The organism is Bradyrhizobium sp. GW821-FHT13H05 (assembly GCF_058804065.1).
Map to the genome: position 1 here is coordinate 121,914 of NZ_JBXAPO010000004.1, position 16,825 is coordinate 138,738.

At 65.1% G+C, this 16,825-nt stretch carries 20 protein-coding genes and 1 tRNA gene; 16 read left to right on the forward strand and 5 right to left on the reverse strand.

The genetic code is table 11. The annotated features are described in order from the left end of the window. Window positions 1-365 precede the first annotated feature (365 nt). A complete protein-coding gene (locus AC1RR3_RS13920) occupies window positions 366-1,325 on the reverse strand; it encodes an N-carbamoyl-D-amino-acid hydrolase (protein WP_492823423.1) in 960 nt (319 codons plus the stop codon). Window positions 1,326-1,526: 201 nt separating this feature from the next. Between AC1RR3_RS13920 and AC1RR3_RS13925 the strand changes: the two genes are divergently transcribed. From AC1RR3_RS13925 to AC1RR3_RS13935, 3 genes are all read left to right on the forward strand, one after another. Further along, window positions 1,527-1,970 carry a DUF6841 family protein gene (locus AC1RR3_RS13925; RefSeq protein ID WP_492823425.1) on the forward strand — a complete coding sequence of 148 codons (444 nt, stop codon included), beginning with the start codon at window positions 1,527-1,529 and terminating at the stop codon, window positions 1,968-1,970. A gap of 118 nt (window positions 1,971-2,088) precedes the next feature. Further along, window positions 2,089-2,313: a hypothetical protein gene (locus AC1RR3_RS13930; RefSeq protein ID WP_445220516.1), complete on the forward strand. Its 225-nt coding sequence runs from the start codon at window positions 2,089-2,091 to the stop codon at window positions 2,311-2,313. 221 nt (window positions 2,314-2,534) lie between these two features. Continuing rightward, complete coding sequence (locus AC1RR3_RS13935) at window positions 2,535-2,861, forward strand: hypothetical protein (RefSeq protein WP_492823427.1); 327 nt, start codon at window positions 2,535-2,537, stop codon at window positions 2,859-2,861. A gap of 189 nt (window positions 2,862-3,050) precedes the next feature. On the opposite strand, the gene AC1RR3_RS13940 is transcribed toward AC1RR3_RS13935, so the two are convergent. Next, a tRNA-Pro gene (locus tag AC1RR3_RS13940) sits at window positions 3,051-3,127 on the reverse strand. 68 nt (window positions 3,128-3,195) lie between these two features. Between AC1RR3_RS13940 and AC1RR3_RS13945 the strand changes: the two genes are divergently transcribed. The 6 genes from AC1RR3_RS13945 (at window position 3,196) to AC1RR3_RS13970 (ending at window position 9,088) form a co-directional block, all read left to right on the forward strand. Continuing rightward, window positions 3,196-4,185: an L-threonylcarbamoyladenylate synthase gene (locus tag AC1RR3_RS13945; protein ID WP_492823429.1), complete on the forward strand. Its 990-nt coding sequence runs from the start codon at window positions 3,196-3,198 to the stop codon at window positions 4,183-4,185. Window positions 4,186-4,207: 22 nt separating this feature from the next. Continuing rightward, window positions 4,208-5,635, forward strand: a complete 1,428-nt coding sequence (locus AC1RR3_RS13950) for an FAD-binding oxidoreductase (protein WP_492823431.1) — start codon at window positions 4,208-4,210, stop codon at window positions 5,633-5,635. Continuing rightward, the gene (locus tag AC1RR3_RS13955; RefSeq protein WP_492823433.1) at window positions 5,632-6,072 is read left to right on the forward strand and encodes a GNAT family acetyltransferase; all 441 of its coding nucleotides are present in this window, start codon (window positions 5,632-5,634) and stop codon (window positions 6,070-6,072) included. The genes AC1RR3_RS13950 and AC1RR3_RS13955 overlap by 4 nt, the downstream gene beginning before the upstream one ends. Before the next feature lie 12 nt (window positions 6,073-6,084). Beyond that, on the forward strand, window positions 6,085-6,666 hold the full coding sequence (locus AC1RR3_RS13960) for a GDP-mannose pyrophosphatase (RefSeq protein WP_492823435.1): 582 nt from the start codon (window positions 6,085-6,087) through the stop codon (window positions 6,664-6,666). A 262-nt stretch (window positions 6,667-6,928) separates the two neighbouring features. Further along, window positions 6,929-7,858 (forward strand): glycine reductase, encoded by a 930-nt coding sequence (locus AC1RR3_RS13965; RefSeq protein WP_492823437.1) that lies wholly within the window; start codon window positions 6,929-6,931, stop codon window positions 7,856-7,858. Window positions 7,859-7,894: 36 nt separating this feature from the next. Beyond that, window positions 7,895-9,088: a CaiB/BaiF CoA transferase family protein gene (locus tag AC1RR3_RS13970; RefSeq protein WP_492823439.1), complete on the forward strand. Its 1,194-nt coding sequence runs from the start codon at window positions 7,895-7,897 to the stop codon at window positions 9,086-9,088. 169 nt (window positions 9,089-9,257) lie between these two features. Here the strand turns inward: AC1RR3_RS13970 and AC1RR3_RS13975 are convergent, their stop codons facing one another. Beyond that, window positions 9,258-10,022, reverse strand: a complete 765-nt coding sequence (locus AC1RR3_RS13975) for an SOS response-associated peptidase (RefSeq protein ID WP_492823441.1) — start codon at window positions 10,020-10,022, stop codon at window positions 9,258-9,260. 63 nt (window positions 10,023-10,085) lie between these two features. On the opposite strand from AC1RR3_RS13975, the gene AC1RR3_RS13980 reads away from it, so the two are divergent. The 4 genes from AC1RR3_RS13980 (at window position 10,086) to AC1RR3_RS13995 (ending at window position 11,977) form a co-directional block, all read left to right on the forward strand. Next, on the forward strand, window positions 10,086-10,586 hold the full coding sequence (locus AC1RR3_RS13980) for a hypothetical protein (protein WP_492823443.1): 501 nt from the start codon (window positions 10,086-10,088) through the stop codon (window positions 10,584-10,586). 20 nt (window positions 10,587-10,606) lie between these two features. After that, complete coding sequence (locus tag AC1RR3_RS13985) at window positions 10,607-11,041, forward strand: NUDIX hydrolase (RefSeq protein WP_492823445.1); 435 nt, start codon at window positions 10,607-10,609, stop codon at window positions 11,039-11,041. A 47-nt stretch (window positions 11,042-11,088) separates the two neighbouring features. Beyond that, window positions 11,089-11,466, forward strand: coding sequence for a TIGR02301 family protein (locus AC1RR3_RS13990; RefSeq protein ID WP_011085347.1), 378 nt, complete (start codon window positions 11,089-11,091; stop codon window positions 11,464-11,466). A 244-nt stretch (window positions 11,467-11,710) separates the two neighbouring features. After that, window positions 11,711-11,977 carry a hypothetical protein gene (locus AC1RR3_RS13995; RefSeq protein WP_008135624.1) on the forward strand — a complete coding sequence of 89 codons (267 nt, stop codon included), beginning with the start codon at window positions 11,711-11,713 and terminating at the stop codon, window positions 11,975-11,977. A gap of 167 nt (window positions 11,978-12,144) precedes the next feature. Here AC1RR3_RS13995 and AC1RR3_RS14000 read toward each other — a convergent pair whose 3' ends face one another. Both AC1RR3_RS14000 and AC1RR3_RS14005 read right to left on the reverse strand, forming a co-directional pair. After that, entirely contained in the window at window positions 12,145-13,014 is an 870-nt protein-coding gene (locus tag AC1RR3_RS14000) for a sulfurtransferase (RefSeq protein WP_492823450.1), read from the reverse strand. Window positions 13,015-13,176: 162 nt separating this feature from the next. Beyond that, window positions 13,177-14,511 (reverse strand): dihydroorotase, encoded by a 1,335-nt coding sequence (locus AC1RR3_RS14005; protein ID WP_492823452.1) that lies wholly within the window; start codon window positions 14,509-14,511, stop codon window positions 13,177-13,179. Window positions 14,512-14,612: 101 nt separating this feature from the next. Between AC1RR3_RS14005 and ygfZ the strand changes: the two genes are divergently transcribed. From ygfZ to AC1RR3_RS14020, 3 genes are read left to right on the forward strand one after another with little or no spacing between them, the layout of a single operon-like run. Then, on the forward strand, window positions 14,613-15,488 hold the full coding sequence (gene ygfZ / locus AC1RR3_RS14010) for a CAF17-like 4Fe-4S cluster assembly/insertion protein YgfZ (protein ID WP_492823454.1): 876 nt from the start codon (window positions 14,613-14,615) through the stop codon (window positions 15,486-15,488). After that, a complete protein-coding gene (locus AC1RR3_RS14015; protein ID WP_492823456.1) occupies window positions 15,485-16,111 on the forward strand; it encodes a DNA-3-methyladenine glycosylase I in 627 nt (208 codons plus the stop codon). The genes ygfZ and AC1RR3_RS14015 overlap by 4 nt, the downstream gene beginning before the upstream one ends. After that, window positions 16,108-16,722 carry a YfbR-like 5'-deoxynucleotidase gene (locus AC1RR3_RS14020; protein ID WP_492823458.1) on the forward strand — a complete coding sequence of 205 codons (615 nt, stop codon included), beginning with the start codon at window positions 16,108-16,110 and terminating at the stop codon, window positions 16,720-16,722. The genes AC1RR3_RS14015 and AC1RR3_RS14020 overlap by 4 nt, the downstream gene beginning before the upstream one ends. Window positions 16,723-16,825 lie beyond the last annotated feature (103 nt).

Below are 16,825 nucleotides of genomic sequence, written 5' to 3' on the forward strand. Positions count from 1 at the left end.
TCGCTTGCACCTTCGCGAAGACTTGACCGTAGCAACGACGGCCAGGACCACACGGTTTTGCCGTACGCAGCTCATCCGGCTTCGCCAAGAGGCTTCGCCGGACTTCAGCGCCGCTCGTCCGCACGTGGCCACGGGCTCACAGGGACTACCCGCCCTGCCCGCGCCTCTCGCGCACGACGCCGCCGCGTCCACCGCAACCCGGCTCGCATATCGTGACGACGTACGATCGCCCCTCAAGGATGAGCCGGGATGGGAGACACATACGACAAATCCGAATTTCGGTAAAGTGGAATATTTTTGCGCGGGCAGATTGACAGCCTCACGGGTGTTTTGCCCGTCGGGCAAAATCTCGAAGCCCGGAGCGCTCACCCCTTCGGCCGCACCGGCGTGCCATCTGCCATCGTCGTCACGCCCTTCCGCTCCACGATCATCCCGTAGGCACGGGGCTGACGATGAACGTCGAAATTGAATGTCGTACGCTTGTAGGAATTGCAGAGATCGAGATCACAGCGCGCCAGCGCGATCTCGTCGCCCTTGGTCGTGCACCGCGCGACGATCTCGCCCGAGGGCGCGACGATGCAGCTGCCGCCGATGTGGTCCACGCCTTCCTCGACGCCGGCCTTGGCGACGCCGACCACGAAGGTGCCGTTCTGATAGGCGCCGGACTGCATCACCAGATGATTGTGGAACAGCGAGAGATCGTCATGCTCGGGCGCGGGCGGATTATGCACCGGCGTGTTGTAGCCGATCATCACCATCTCGACGCCCTGGAGGCCCATCACCCGATAGGTCTCGCTCCAGCGGCGGTCGTTGCAGATCGCCATGCCCATCACGCCGCCGAAGGCGCGGGTCACGCCGAAACCGCTGCCGGGCTCGAAATAGCGCTTTTCCAGATGCTGGAATTTGCGCCATGGCTCGTGCTCGGCATGGCCGGGCAAATGGACCTTGCGGTACTTCAGGACAATTGCGCCGCTCTTGTCGACCAGGATGGAGGTGTTGTAGCGCCTGACAATTCCGGCCTCGACCGTCAGCTCGGCATAGCCGAGGTAAAATCCGATGCCGAGCGCTTTGCCGAGGTCGAACAGAGGCTGCGTCTCCGCCCCCGGCATTTCGCGCTCGAAGAAACTGTCGATCTCGGCCTGATCCTCAAAATACCAGCGCGGGAAGAACGTGGTCAGCGCGAGCTCGGGATAAACGATCAGATCGCAGCCATTGGCCTTCGCCTGGCGCATCAAATCCATCAGGCGCGCCACGACCTCGGTCTTCGCCTCGGCTCGCGCGATCGGGCCAAGCTGGCCGGCCGCAACATTCACAAATCTCGCCACGCGTCTGTCCTTCGTTCGATTCCCGGATCGGATCGGGACCAAACCTATCGTGCGATACGCCACACGCACAGCCTCGCTGTCCGGCATGATGCTCAACTGCGAGGCAGGCTTGCTTCCGCCGCACGGAAAGCACCGACGACAAATTGTAATGTTGCGCGCCTACGCTTTGCCCGGGTCAATGTGCTGAGCGGAGCAGGCGAAATGTCGAACGAGCTGGCTGACGACGTGAAGTCATTTTTCCGGGCTTATTGTGCGGCGTTCGAGGCGCTGGACGTCGAGGCGATCGCCGATTGCGTCGCCTATCCCAGCCACATCGTCTCCGATGGTGACGACGTCACGCTGATCGCGATGTCGAACAGGCAGGAGTGCCTGGCTGCGATGAGCCGGGTGGTCGCCCTTCATCGCCAGCTCGGCGCGCCCTCAGGCCGCATTCACGACCTGTCGATCCTGAAGCTGTCGCCGCAGCTCGTGCAGGCCTCGCTGTGGATGGATGTGCTCGATGGCGGGTCGAATCTTCTCTACGATTTCCAGGCCAGCTACAGCCTCGCGAAATTCGAAGGCTCCTGGCGCATCGTCGCGATCGCTCACAACCAGATCCCGCGGCTGCTGAGATATATCGCGCAGCATCAGCCGGACGCCGCGTAATCCGGAACTTTCGTTGCCGATCTGCAACGGTTCCCCACGGTCTGAAGCCGGACAAAAGAAACTCCCATTCCGGCCACGAACCGCTCTCACAACGCCGTGAGACTACAGGGGAACGACGATGCGTGCACAGCGCGTTTGGAAAGTGAATGGGGCCGCCAGCATCGGGCAGCTCCAGTCGAGACTGGACGATTTGAACAAGCGTCTTGGTCAGCTCGAAAGCCAGCATCCGGAAAGCTGGAAGCTCGAAGAACTGAGATCGAGTGCGCTCAGCCTGTCGCGCGAGATCGACGACATCCGCTGCGCCGAGGCGACGGCGGCCTTGAGCGAGTTGTTGCGAAAGTAACCGGCACCCGACGATTCGCCCGCCGCGCAAGGAACCAAGTTCCCTCGGCGCCATTGCCATGCTGAGCATGGAGCAGAATCATGACCAGGCACCTGACGCGAGCCCATCTCGCGCGCGGCGTGGCCGGCGCGGTTTCCACGCTGGTCCTGTGCGCGACGGCGGCATTCACCATCGCGCGCCACTTTGCATTGTGAAGAATTTGGCGCTGTGAGGGATTTCGCATGACGTCCGACCCCGAGGAATCGGTGAGGCTGCAAGGCTATGGCGAGATGACGCTGCGGACGGCGATCACAACGCTGATGCTGCTTGCGCCGCGCGAACGTACGGACGCCGCCATTTTCCGTGTCCGCGACGGCGTGCGGCTTGCCTCAAGCGAGATCACCGAACTCGCCTCGGAATGGGGCATCACGCCGGCGCCTGAGATCAGATCTCCGAAACTCGTCCCGGAGCAGCACTGGACGGCCATCGTTCGCGGCATGGTCCGCGAGGCGCCGCTGCCGGCGCTGATGGTGGCGTTCATGCTCGGCGTGCTGGTGGCGAGAAGGTAGGCCTCTGACCTATCGGATAGCGTTGACGATCGGTGGCAGAGCGAATGAAGAGCCATGCCACGCGCACAGTCGCCCCTGCCCGGCCAAATCGGCCGTGGACCCGCACCCTAAATCGTTGCAAAAAGGCGCTCCTGAGGCGCCGGCGGCCGGTCCGCCAAGCCTTTAGGAAAACGTCGACTTTTGGAAGAATGGTCGGAGTGGCAGGATTCGAACCTGCGACCCCTGCGTCCCGAACGCAGTGCTCTACCGGGCTGAGCCACACTCCGACAAGAGGCCGGCTTATAGCGTCGGGTGTGGCGCACCGCAAGCGGCCGAGTTGAGGAATTTTATCCCTGTGAAAACGGGTCTTGAAACGCTGATTTTACCGGCAGGAGCGGCTGCCGCCGCGGCCGCCGCCCGGACTTTGGCCGCCGGCGGGCTGGTCGCGTTCCCGACCGAGACGGTCTACGGGCTCGGGGCGGACGCCGCCAATGCCACCGCGGTTGCCCATATCTACAGCGCCAAGGGGCGGCCGGCCTTCAATCCGCTGATCGCCCATGTCGCCGACATTGCCGCCGCGCGGGCCATCGGCCGGTTCGACACGCGCGCCTTGCGGCTTGCGGAAGCATTCTGGCCGGGGCCGCTGACGCTGGTGGTGCCGAAGACGGATAATTGCCCGGTGGCTGACCTCGCCACCGCGGGCCTCGACACGGTCGCGATCCGCATCCCCGCCCACCCGGTCGCGCAGGCGATCCTGCGCGCCTTTGGCGGGGCGGTGGTGGCGCCGTCGGCCAACATCTCCGGCCATGTGTCGCCGACGCTGGCCGCCCATGTCGAGAGCGACCTTTCCGGGCGGATCGACCTGATCGTGGACGGCGGGCCGGTTGCGGTCGGCGTCGAATCGACCATCGTGGGTTGCTTCGAGGCGCCGATGCTGCTCCGCCCGGGCGGGCTGTCGCGCGAGCGGATCGAGGCCGTGCTCGGCGTGGCCCTGACACGGCCGCCGGTGGAGGCCGAAAGCGACGACAGCCAGCCGCTGGCGCCGGGCATGCTGGCCTCGCATTACGCGCCGCGCGCCCAAGTGCGGCTCAACGCGCGCGAGGTGGCGCCTGGCGAAGCGCTGCTGGCATTCGGGCCCGATCGCCTGCCCGGCCTTGACGCAGCATCGGCCGTCATGAATTTGTCGCCCGCCGGTGATCTCGATGAAGCCGCCGCGAACCTGTTCGGCTATCTTCGCAGCCTCGATGCGAAGGGGCCACGGGCGATCGCGGTGATGACGATTCCCGAAGACGATTTGGGCGAAGCGATCAACGACCGGCTGCGCCGGGCTGCGGTGGCAAGATAAGAGCGAAGCAAGAGACGAGACAATGAACATCAACAAGCCTGCCACTCCTCCGCTTGCGCCCGAGCTGATCGACCAATTCCGCAAGATCGTCGGCGAGCGCCACGCGATCACCGACGCGGCCGACATCGAAGCCTACGTCACCGAGGAGCGCAATCTGTTCCACGGCCGCTCGCCGCTGGTGCTGCGCCCGGGCTCGACCGCGGAAGTCGCCGAAATCTGCAAGCTCGCCTTCGCGCACAAAATCGCGCTGGTGCCGCAAGGCGGCAATACCGGGCTCGTCGGCGGCCAGACGCCGCACAATGGCGAGGTCGTGGTGTCGCTGCGCCGGCTCGACAAGATCCGCGAGGTCGACACCGCCTCGAACACCATGACCTGCGAGGCCGGCGTGGTGCTTCAGATCGCGCAAGCGAAGGCATCCGACGTCGACCGGTTGTTCCCGCTGTCGCTCGGCGCCGAAGGCAGCTGCACCATCGGCGGCAATCTCTCGACCAATGCCGGCGGCACCGCAGCGCTCGCCTATGGCGTCGCGCGCGAGATGGCGCTCGGGCTGGAAGTCGTGCTCGCCGACGGCCGCGTGCTCAACGTGCTGTCGAAGCTGAAGAAGGACAACACCGGCTACAATCTGCACAATCTCTTCATCGGTGCGGAAGGCACGCTCGGCATCATCACCGCCGCGACCCTGAAGCTCTTCCCGAAGCCGCGGGCGGTCGAGACCGCCTTCGTTGGGCTGAAGTCGCCGGAGGCGGCGCTCAAGCTGCTGACGATCGCGCAAGGCGAAGCCGCCAACGCGCTGACGAGCTTCGAGCTGCTGTCCGAGATGGCGGTCGATTTCTCGGTCCGCCACGGCATCGACGTGCGCGATCCGCTCGAAGCGAAGCATCCCTGGTACGTGCTGATGGAATTGTCCTCCCCCGGCGACGATGCCCGCACGCGGCTGGAGACGATCCTGGCCCGCGCCATGGAGGAGGAGATCGTCGACGACGCCGTGATCGCGGCCAACCTCACCCAGCGCAACGGCTTCTGGAAGCTGCGCGAGGAGATGTCGGCGGCGCAGAAGCCGGAAGGCGGCTCGATCAAGCACGACATCTCGGTGCCTGTTGCCACGGTGCCGGCCTTCATCGCTGAGGCCAATGAAGCGGTGGTGAAGCTGATCCCCGGCGCGCGGCCGGTGCCGTTCGGCCATCTCGGTGACGGCAATCTGCATTACAATGTCAGCCAGCCCATCGGCGCCAACACCGCGGACTACCTGGCGCGCTGGCACGAGATGAATGCCGTCGTGTTCGAGATCGTGCTGCGCATGGGCGGCTCGATCTCGGCCGAGCACGGCATCGGCGTGCTCAAGCGCGACGAGCTGCCCGAGGTGAAGGACAAGACCGCGATCGAGCTGATGCGAGCCATCAAGGCGATGCTGGATCCGCAGGGAATCATGAATCCGGGGAAGGTGCTGTGAGCGTTTCACTTACGATCGACGCCATTGGGGATGCCGACGTCGAGAACGTCGTGGCGCTGTGGCAGCGCTGCGGCCTGACACGTCCCTGGAACGATCCGCATGCCGACATCGCGCTGGCGCGGCGGCGCGAGAACTCCACCGTACTGATCGGCCGCGAGGCCGGCGCGATCGTCGCCACCGTCATGGTCGGCCATGACGGCCATCGCGGCTGGGTCTATTACGTCGCGGTCGATCCTGACATCCGCAAGCGCGGTTTCGGCCGCGCCATCATGGCGGCGGCGGAAGACTGGCTGCGGAACGCCGGCATCGCAAAGCTCCAGCTCCTGGTCCGGCGCGAGAACGCGCAGGCCAATGCATTCTATCAGTCGCTCGGCTTCGAGGAATCGACCTCGGTGATGTTCCAGAAGTGGCTCGACGGCCGCGAGCAGCCCCGTTAGCGGAAGATAGCAATGACCATTTCCGACCGCGTCCGCATCAAGGACGTCCGCGTGCTCTCGGACGGCTGGACCACGCTGAAGAACACGACGTTCGAGTACCGGCGCGCCAATGGCGAGTGGCAGACGCAGCACCGGGAAACCTATGAGCGCGACAACGCCGCCGCCGTACTGCCCTATAATCGCGCAGGGCGTACGGTGATCCTGGTGCGCCAGTTCCGCCTGCCGGCCTTCATTCGCGGCTACGACGATCTGCTGGTCGAGGCGGCCGCCGGCGTGCTGGACGACGCGTCCCCCGAGGTCCGCATCCGCGCCGAGGCGGAGGAAGAAACCGGCTATCGCCTGCACCACGTGCAGAAAGTGTTCGAGGCATTCATGAGTCCCGGCGCCGTGACCGAGAAGCTGCATTTCTTCGTCGCCGAATACGAGCCGGAAATGCGCGTCAGCGCCGGCGGCGGCCTCGAACATGAAGGCGAGGACATCGAGGTGCTGGAGCTCGGCATCGACGAGGCCCTGGCGATGATCGCGGACGGACGCATCATCGACGGCAAGGCGATCATGCTGCTGCAATACGCGGCGCTGCATATTTTCAGGTAGGCGTGCTCTTCCCTTCTCCCCTTGTGGGAGAAGGTGGCGCGAAGCGCCGGATGAGGGGTATGTCTCCACGAGTTAGACTCGTCGAGAGAGACCCCTCACCCGTCTCGCCGCTACGCGGCGAGCCACCCTCTCCCACAAGGGGAGAGGGAAAGAAGTGCTCCCCCACAGGATCGCAATTCTGGCCTGCGCCGCCGCCCTCCCCGTTGAGCTGCCGGCCGACTATCTCTAGTCTGTCGCCAACAAGAACCAGGAGACGCGCCCCATGTCCGCTTCGCGCGACGACGAATTCGGCTTTGCGCCCGACTACGACTCCCCTGTCCCCTATATGCAGCGCACGCGCGACTATTACGCCGCGATCGGCTACACCACGGCGTACCGCTGGGCTCATTACACCGAGGCGCCGTTCCAGCCGCTGAAGAAGCCGCTGGCGCAGTCGCGCGTCACCATCATCACCACGGCGGCTCCTTTCGATCCGGCCAAGGGCGATCAGGGGCCGGGCGCGGCTTATAATGGCGGCGCGAAGTTCTATCAGGTCTATGACGGCGACACGTCCAAGCAGCACGATCTGCGCATCTCGCACATCGGCTACGACCGCAAGCACACCACGGCGACCGACAACGGCACCTGGTTTCCGCTGCCGCAGCTTTTGAAGGCGAGCGCGGCGGGGCGCATCGGCGAGGTCGCCCCGCGCTTCTTCGGCGCGCCGACCAACCGCAGCCATCGTGTCACGCTCGACACCGACGCGCCGGAGATTCTGGCGCGCTGCCTTGCTGACAAGGTGGACGTCGCCGTGCTGGTGCCGAACTGCCCGGTCTGCCACCAGACCACCGCGCTGGTGGCGCGGCATCTGGAGCGGAACGGCATCCCGACCGTGGTGATGGGCTGCGCCAAGGACATCATCGAGCACGCCGCCGTGCCGCGCTTCCTGTTCTCGGACTTCCCGCTCGGCAATTCCGCCGGCAAGCCGCACGACGTCGCGTCACAGGCGCAGACGCTGGAGCTGGCGTTCAAACTGCTGGAGAGCGCGAGCGGCCCGCAGACCACGATGCAGTCGCCGCTGCGCTGGAGCGAGGACGCCTCCTGGAAGCTCGACTACAACAATGTCGCCCAGCTCTCGCCTGAAGAGCTGGCGCGCCGCCGTGCCGAATTCGACAAGCAGAAGGAGATCGCGCGCGGCAACCGCGCCGCCTGACGTCCTCCAATAACGACAATCAAAAGGGAGAGCGACGTGACGCGACCGTTCGAGGGCGTGAAGATTCTGGATTTCACGCAAGTGCTGGCCGGCCCCTATGCGAGCTATCAGCTCGCGCTCTTGGGCGCGGACGTCATCAAGGTCGAGCGGCGCGAGGGCGAGGACATGCGCCGTACGCCGCTCAGCCGCGAATGGGCCGAGCGCGGGCTGGCGCCGGCGTTCCAGGCCATCAACGGCAACAAGCGCAGCCTGACGCTCGACCTGCAAAAGCCGGACGCGATCGCGATCGTGAAGAAGCTGGCAGCACAGGTCGACGTCGTCATGGAAAACTTTCGCCCTGGCGTGATGGACAAGCTCGGCATCGGTTATGAAGCGCTCTCCGCGATCAATCCGAAGCTGATCTATTGCGCGGTGTCAGGCTTCGGCCAGACCGGCCCGGATCGTTTGCGGCCCGGCTATGACGGCAAGATGCAGGCGCTCTCAGGCATCATGGCTATCACCGGTCATCCGGAGACAGGGCCGACGCGCGCGGGCTTTGCGGTCTGCGACGTGCTCTCGGGCGCGACGGCCGCGTTCGGCGTGTCGAGCGCGCTCTATCAGCGCGACCGCACCGGCAAGGGGCAGCTGATCGACGTCTCGATGCTGGAGGCGACGATGGCATTTCTATCAGGACAGATCGCGGACTGGTCGGTCGCCGGTCATCGACAGCAGTTGTCGGGCAACCAGGCCGTCAGCCGCAGGACCACGGCAAACCTGTTCAAATGCGGCGACGGCCACATCCTGCTCGCCGTCAACAACGAAAAACAATATCGCGCGCTGATGTCTGCGCTCGGCCGCGAGGACACCCTCTCCGATCCGCGCTTTGCCGATTGGTTCGCGCGCAACGAGAACGAGCCCGCGCTCCGCGCCATCATCGAGGCGGCGCTCGCTGCAAGACCTGCCCGGGAATGGGAAACGGTTCTGGAGGACGCGGGCGCGCCCTGCGCCAGCATCTGGAAGGTCGAGGAGGTGATCGACCATCCGCAGATCAAGGCGCGCGGCGCGATCCAGGAACTGGATACGCCCTACGGCCGCCTGCGCTTTGCCGGCAGCGGCTTCAAGCTCGCCCATGGCGGCGGCAAGCTCGACCGCATGGCGCCGGAGCTGGGGGCGGATACGGACGCGGTCTTGGGTGAGCTTGGGTTTGATGCGGATGCGATTGCGGCGTTAAGGGCAAGGGAGATTGTGTAGAGCGCCCGCCAAAAAGCTCCGCTGTCGTCCCGGCGAAGGCCGGGACCCATAACCACAAATCTAAATTTGGCAAGGATTGCCAACTACTATCGTGCGCCACACCGCTCCCTGGGGGTATGGGTCCCGGCCTTCGCCGGGACGACAGTATGTTTTGTAGCGCCAGCCAGCTCTAAAACAACGACCCCTGCCCGTCATCCGCCGATCCAGCCGCAGCCTTTCTCACCGCCCGCTTCGGCTTCAACGACTCCACTTCCGCCGCCATCTCCTCCGCGCTGATCGGCAACAGCAGCTGATCATCGTCATTGGCGACGCGGTTGACGCGGGTGGAGACCGGGTGCCAGGCGAATTCGCCGATGCGCGGTGCGGTCATCAGCGGCAGGATCGCATCGACCTCGTCGCCCCTGATGTCGAGCCAGCGTTCGAAATCGCGCGGGCTGATGGTGACGGGCACGCGGTCATGCAGCGCGGCGAGATCTTCACTCGCCGCGGCCGTGACGATCGCGACCGTGTCGAGCTCCTCGCCGTTTGGGCCGACCCAGGTCTCGAACAAGGCTGCAAAGCCGAGCGGCGCGCCGTCGGCGCGGTGGATGAAGAACGGCTGCTTGCGGCCGCCCTCCGACTTCCACTCATAATAGCCGTCGGCCGGGATCAGGCCGCGGCGCCGGCGAATCGCGCGTTTGAACGCGGGCTTCTCCAGCACCGTCTCCGAACGGGCGTTGATCAATAACGTAAAGCCCCGGGGGTCCTTGACCCAACCCGGCAGCAGGCCCCAGCGCATCAGGCGGGAATGACGCGCGCCATTCTCGATCAGCACGACCGGAATCGGTTGCGTCGGCGCGACATTGTACCGTGGCGGGAAATTCGGCTGCTCGACATAGCCGAACAGTTGCCGCAAAGCCGCCGGGGCCGAAGTTATGACGAAGCGTCCACACATCCTTGAGCGACTATATAGGGTCCGTTCAGGTCCTTTTAACCCCGAACGTTAACACTGCGGCAGATGAGCTCAACGGTCTCCCAAGCCGCGCGGACGCATGGACAGACGGGGCCCGAGGCCACGGCCTGGGCCGAACGGTTGCGCGTGGCCAACATCAACCCGCGGACCGGGCTTGCCACCGACTATCTCAACCATTTCAATGAAGCCGTGATGCTCCTGGAAATGGTGCCTGATATGCCGGAATGCGCCGAAGACTTTCTGACCTGGTCGCCGCTGTCCTATGCCGAGCATTTCACCGCGTCCAATTTCAAGGCACGGGATCTCGCCATCGAGGCCTATGAGAAGGCCGATCCCAATGTGCGCGCCCAGTTCGACCACCTCACCGACACCATGACCTCGATCCTGACCGCGGTCGGCTCGGCCATGCGCGAGGTCGAGAAGGACACGACGCGGGTCCGGCTCGCCGAGCAGGCCTCCCTCTGGGTCAGGCCGCTGATCGCGGCCTGCGGCGGCATCATCAATGGCGGCGCGGAAGCCGACGTCGACACCATCATGGCGAACTGAGCCAGGATAGCTGAAGAGATATGTCAGCGGTCATCCAGCCCAGCCATCCCCAGCTTGCGGTCAGTGCCGCGATTTTCCGCGACGGCAAGGTGCTTCTGACCCGCCGCGCCCGCTCGCCCGCCAAGGGCTTCTATTCGCTGCCCGGCGGCCGGGTCGAGTTCGGCGAATCGCTGCACCGGGCACTGAGCCGCGAGGTCGACGAGGAAACCGGGCTCGATATCGAGATCATCGGCCTCGCCGGCTGGCGCGAGGTGCTGCCGGCCGCACCCGGTGCCGGCCACTACCTCATCATGTCCTTTGCCGCCCGCTGGACCGACCGGGAGCCGGTCCTGAACGACGAGCTCGACGATTATCGTTGGATCGCCCCGGACGCCCTGGCAGGCCTGGGTGACCTCAAGCTGACCGGGGGGCTCGAGGAGGTCATCCAGTCCGCCGCGCGCCTGGTCGGCCCCTGACCGCCCCGCCTTGCGTCATCGGCCCCGAGGGGGCATACACCCCGCCGATGTCCACGCGATTTCTGGCCATTTTTGCCCTGATCCTCGCCTGCGCTTCCGTGCCCACGAGGGCCCAGGACGTGGCGGCGCCGTTTGACGCCGATTTGCAGCGGCTGGCCGAGATCCTCGGCGGGCTGCACTATCTGCGCGGCATCTGCGGGTCCAACGAGGGCAACAAATGGCGCAGCGAGATGCAGGCGCTGATCGATGCCGAAACCCCCTCCGGCGAGCGTCGCACCCGCATGATCGCCGGCTTCAACCGCGGCTATAACGGTTTTCAGCAGACCTATCGGAGCTGCACCCCGGCCGCGACGGTGGCGATCCGCCGCTACATCGAGGAAGGCTCGAAAATCTCGCGGGATCTCACGGCGCGTTACGCGAACTGAATTGTCATTCCGGGGCGCGCGTAGCGCGAGCCCGGAATCCATTCATCCACCAACGCTGCGGCTCGATGGATTCCGGGTTCGCGCTACGCGCGCCCCGGAATGACGGGCACCGGAACCCTGTCATCGTCTTTGTCCACCGCCATTAACCGTTCCTAAAGATGTGGCCTAGCGGTCGTTAATGCGCGTGCTACACCTCTCGCACAGCGCATCGCCGTGGATCGCGCCCCAGCCCTGATCGAGTTTCATGAGCCAGCCGATTTCCTACGCCCCCGCCCGCGCGCCGCTGCCCGATCACGAGCAGAAACAGGCCGCTCTGAGCTATCTCAACGAGGCCTGGGCCGAAGCGCGCCATGACGGCGTCGACGGCGACTGCCTGGCGCAGGCGAGCCTGTTTGCGGCCTTCGCCGAGCTCGTCGGCACCTATGGCGAGGACGCGGTGGCGAAGTTCGTCGAGGGCTTTCCGGGCCGCATCCGCAACGGCGAATTCTCCGTCGACATCTCCCGGCAGTAAGCGCTTTCGAAAATGACCCCGCCATGCAGGCGGGGCCAGTTGACGGATGAATGACTCTGCGACACGTCGCGAAGTCTGCGGTGTTTATCGCACGGAAGCCGTTTCCCGCAGACAAGCATTAGTCTCGCAATGGCCGGGACGTTTTCCCGAAACGGTCGGGATGCGCGCTAATCCGTCTCGATCGGCAGCGCCGGATCCCTCGCCCACTCCCCCATCGACGCATCGTACAGTGTGAGCTTGTCGTAGCCGAGCTGCGTCAGCATGAGCAGATCGATCGTCGCCGAGATGCCGCCGCCGCAATATAGGATCACATTCTTGTCGCGCGTGACGCCTTGCGCCGCGAATTTGGCTTCCGCATCCGCAAGCGAAGTGAGCGTCTTGTCGGTCTTCGTGAGTGTTGCCGCTGATACGTTGACGCTGCCGGGCACGCGGCCCGGCCGGCCATAGCGGCTCGGCTCGAGGCCGCGATGAAATTGCGGCCCCAGCGCGTTGACGATGACTGTCGAGGGATCGTCGATCCGCGCCTTCACGGCGGTCTTGTCGACGAACAAGCCCGCGCGTGGCGCGGCCTTGAAGATTGTTGCAGGATAGCCCTTCGGCGCGCCCGTCTCGATCGGCCGCCCCTCTTCCTTCCATTTGTCGAGGCCGCCGTCGAGCACACGCGCATCGACGCCGAGCGAACGCAGCATCCACCAGAACCGGGTCGACCACATCATCGTGCCGATGCTGTAGAGCACGATGGTCTTGGATGCGTCGGCACCATGGCGGCCGAAGGCGGCTTCCAGCTGCGCGACATCGGGCATCATGAAGAATTGCTGCGCGGAGGCATCGGAGAACTCGCCTTGCAGGTCGAGGAAATCGGCGCCCGGGATGTGGCCGGCCGCGAACGTCTTGTCGCCGGGCACTGCACGATAGGGCACGTCGCTGCCCGGCGGCACCGGTTCGTTATAGGTCGTGCAGTCGTAGAGGCGGAGATTGGGATCGCCGAGGATCGTGGCGAGTTGCTCGGGGGTGATGAGGGGTGTCGGTTGGGACATCGGACTGCTCTCCCGTTCGAGAGGAAGTGTAGCCCTCTCCCCTCGTCATTGCGAGCGCAGCGAAGCAATCCAGAATCTTTCCGCGGCGACAGTCTGGATTGCTTCGCTGCGCTCGCAATGACGGTGTGGGGACGCGCTGTGCATCCCCAACTACATCTGCCCTTACTGCTTCAGCGTCTCCAGAAACCGCACCGGCTCGCCTTGCGACGGCGTCACAAGTTCGCCCTGCCACATTACGCGGCGGCCGCGGATGAAGGTGCCGACGGGCCAGCCGGTGACGCGGACGCCGTCATAGGGCGTCCAGCCGGCCTTGGACGCCACCCATTTGTTGGTAATGGTCTCGCTGCGCTTGAGGTCGACCACCGTGAAGTCGGCGTCATAGCCAGCAGCGATGCGGCCCTTGCAGGCCATGTTGTAGAGCCGCGCGGGGCCGGCGCTGGTGAGATCGACGAAGCGGGCCAGCGACAGGCGGCCGGCATTGACGTGATCGAGCATGAGCGGCACCAGCGTCTGCACGCCGGTCATGCCGGACGGCGAAGCCGGATAGGTCTTCTGCTTCTCTTCCAGCGTATGCGGGGCGTGGTCGGAGCCGAGCACGTCGATGATGCCCTGCTCGATGCCACGCCAGATGCCGGCACGGTGATCGGCGCCGCGCACCGGCGGATTCATCTGCGCCAGCGTGCCGAGGCGCTCGTAGCATTCCGGCGCGACCAGCGTGAGATGATGCGGCGTCGCCTCGCAGGAGGCGACGTCCTTGTGGTCGCGCAGGAACTCGATCTCTTCCTTGGTCGAGATGTGCAGCACGTGGATGCGCTTGCCGGTCTCGTGCGCAAGCTTGACCAGACGCTGCGTCGCCATCAGCGCCGCCGTCTCGTCGCGCCAGACCGGATGCGAGCGCGTGTCGCCCTCGATGCGCAGCGGCTTGCGCTCGTTGAGGCGGTATTCGTCCTCGGCGTGGAAGGCCGCGCGGCGGCGGATCACCTGGAAGATGCGACGCAGGCTCTCGTCGTCCTCCACCAGCAGTGCACCCGTGGACGAGCCGATGAACACCTTCACACCGGCGCAACCCGGCGCGCGTTCGAGCACCGGCAGGTCCTGCACGTTCTCGCGGGTACCGCCGATGAAGAAGGCAAAGTCGCAGTGCATGCGGTGGTGGGCGCGCTTCACCTTGTCGGTGAAGGTGGCCTCTGTCACGGTCAACGGCGACGTGTTCGGCATCTCGAACACAGCGGTGACGCCGCCCATTACGGCGCTGCGCGAGCCGGTCTCGAGGTCTTCCTTCTGCTCCAACCCCGGCTCACGGAAATGCACCTGAGTGTCCATCACGCCGGGCAGGATGTGCAGACCCTTGCAGTCGATCACCTCGGCGGCGGAAGCCTGCGACAGCGGGCCCAGCTCGGCGATACGGCCGTTGGTGACGCCGATATCGCGAACAGCCTCGCCGTCCTGGTTGACGACGGTGCCGCCTTTGAGGATCACATCGAAACGCTGGGTCATGGCTGGAGGCCTCTCTCGTCCCCAAGCGCAGGGCTCGAGGTCTTGTCGTTTATGCCTTGCGGGCTTACGTTCCGGAGCAACATGTCGCAAGAGATTTTCGCATGAAATCAGCGTTTCTTCCCGACCGGAGCGTGATCAAGGTCGCGGGCGAGGATGCGCGCAACTTCCTCAACGGCCTCATCACTACCGATCTCGACAGGCTCAAGCCGGGCCTGGGGCGATTCGGCGCGCTGCTGACGCCGCAGGGCAAGATCATCGTCGATTTCCTGATCACGGAGGTGCCGGCAGGCCATGGCGGCGGGTTCCTGATCGACTGCCCCAAGGCGCTGGGCGAGGGCCTCGCCACCAAGCTGAAATTCTACAAGCTGCGCGCCAAGGTCAGTGTGGAAAACCTCGATCTCGGCGTGCTCGCGGCCTGGGACGGCCAGCTTGCGGCCCAGCCGGACCTCGCCTTCGCCGATCCGCGCCATGGCGAGCTCGGCTCTCGCATCCTGATCCCCGACGATCTGAAGCAGAAGCTCTCCGACCTCATCGGCGCCGAGCTGGTCGATGCGGCCGACTACGAAGCGCACCGCATCGCGCTCGGCGTGCCGCGCGGCGGGCTCGATTTCATGTACAGCGATGCGTTCCCGCACGAGACCAACATGGACCGCCTCGCCGGCGTCGATTTCGACAAGGGCTGCTATGTCGGCCAGGAGGTCGTCTCGCGGATGCAGCATCGCGGCACCGCGCGCACCCGCAGCGTGAAGGTGCTGCTCGATGGACCGTCGCCCGAAGTCGGCGTCAGTGTCATGGCCGGCGACAAGTCCGTTGGCACGATGGGCTCGTCGGCGCAGGGCAAGGGCATCGCGCTGGTCCGCATCGACCGCGTTGCCGACGCGCTCGACGCAACTCAGCCGCTCAGCGCCGGAGGCGTCGCGTTGACGCTCGCCGAGCCCGAAGTCGTGCGTATCCCAACCAAGCAGCCCATCGCATGAGCCGTGCTCCCCGCCTGCATCCCGACGGAAAGACGCGCTGCCCCTGGCCCGGCGAGGATCCGCTCTATGTCGCCTATCACGACACCGAATGGGGCGTGCCGGAGTATGACGACCGCGCGCTCTACGAAAAGCTGATCCTCGACGGTTTTCAGGCCGGCCTCTCCTGGATCACGATCCTGCGCAAGCGCGACAATTTCCGCAAAGCCTTCGACGATTTCCAACCGGAGAAGATCGCGCGCTACAACGACAAGAAAGTTCATGCGCTGATGAACGACGTCGGCATCGTGCGCAACCGCGCCAAGATCGACGGCACCATCCTGAGCGCGAAGTCGTATCTCGATATCATGGAGAAGGGGCCGGGCTTCTCAAAACTGCTGTGGGACTTCATGGGCGGCAAGCCCAAGGTCAACAATTTCAAGACCACCGCGAGCGTGCCGGCCTCGACGCCGCTCTCCGTGCAGATCTCCAAGGAGCTGTCCTCGCGCGGCTTCAAGTTCGTCGGCCCGACCATCGTCTATGCCTTCATGCAGGCGACCGGCATGGTCAACGATCATCTCGTCGACTGCCACTGTCACGCGAGCTGTAGCAAAATGCAGCGCAAGCCGCGCCTCAAGGCCAAATGAGCGCGAAGAAAACGACACGCGGCGCGGAGTCCCGCGCCTGGCAGCGCATGCTGTCGGGCCGGCGGCTCGACCTGCTCGATCCCTCCCCGCTCGATATCGAGATCGCCGATATCGCGCATGGGCTTGCGCGCGTGGCGCGCTGGAACGGGCAGACGACCGGCGCGCACATCTTCTCGGTCGCGCAGCACACGCTACTGGTGGAAACCGTGATGCGGCACGAGATGCCGCGCGCCGACCTGCGCATGCGACTTGCCGCGCTGCTGCACGATGCGCCCGAATATGTGATCGGCGACATGATCTCGCCCTTCAAGGCCGTGCTCGACGGCCATTACAAGGCGGTCGAGAAACGCCTGCTCGGCGCCATCCATATCCGCTTCGGCCTGCCGCCGATGCTGCCGGACGAGATCACGCAGGCCATCAAGGCCGCCGATCGCGGCGCGGCATATCTGGAGGCGACCGAGCTCGCCGGCTTCAGCGATGCCGAGGCCAAGCGCCTGTTCGGTGGGGATCCCGGCCTCTCCGACAGTGTCCGGCGCGATTATCTGACGCCCTGGACCGCGGCGCGGGCCGAGAAGCAATTTCTGGAGCGGTTTGGCGCAGTCTTTGCGTAAGGTCTCGTGGGGTGGGCAAAGGCGCTCTTGCGCCTTGCCCACCATCTTTTCGCGCTTGCGACAAAAACGTGGGCACGCTGCGCTTTGCCCACCCTACGGCGAT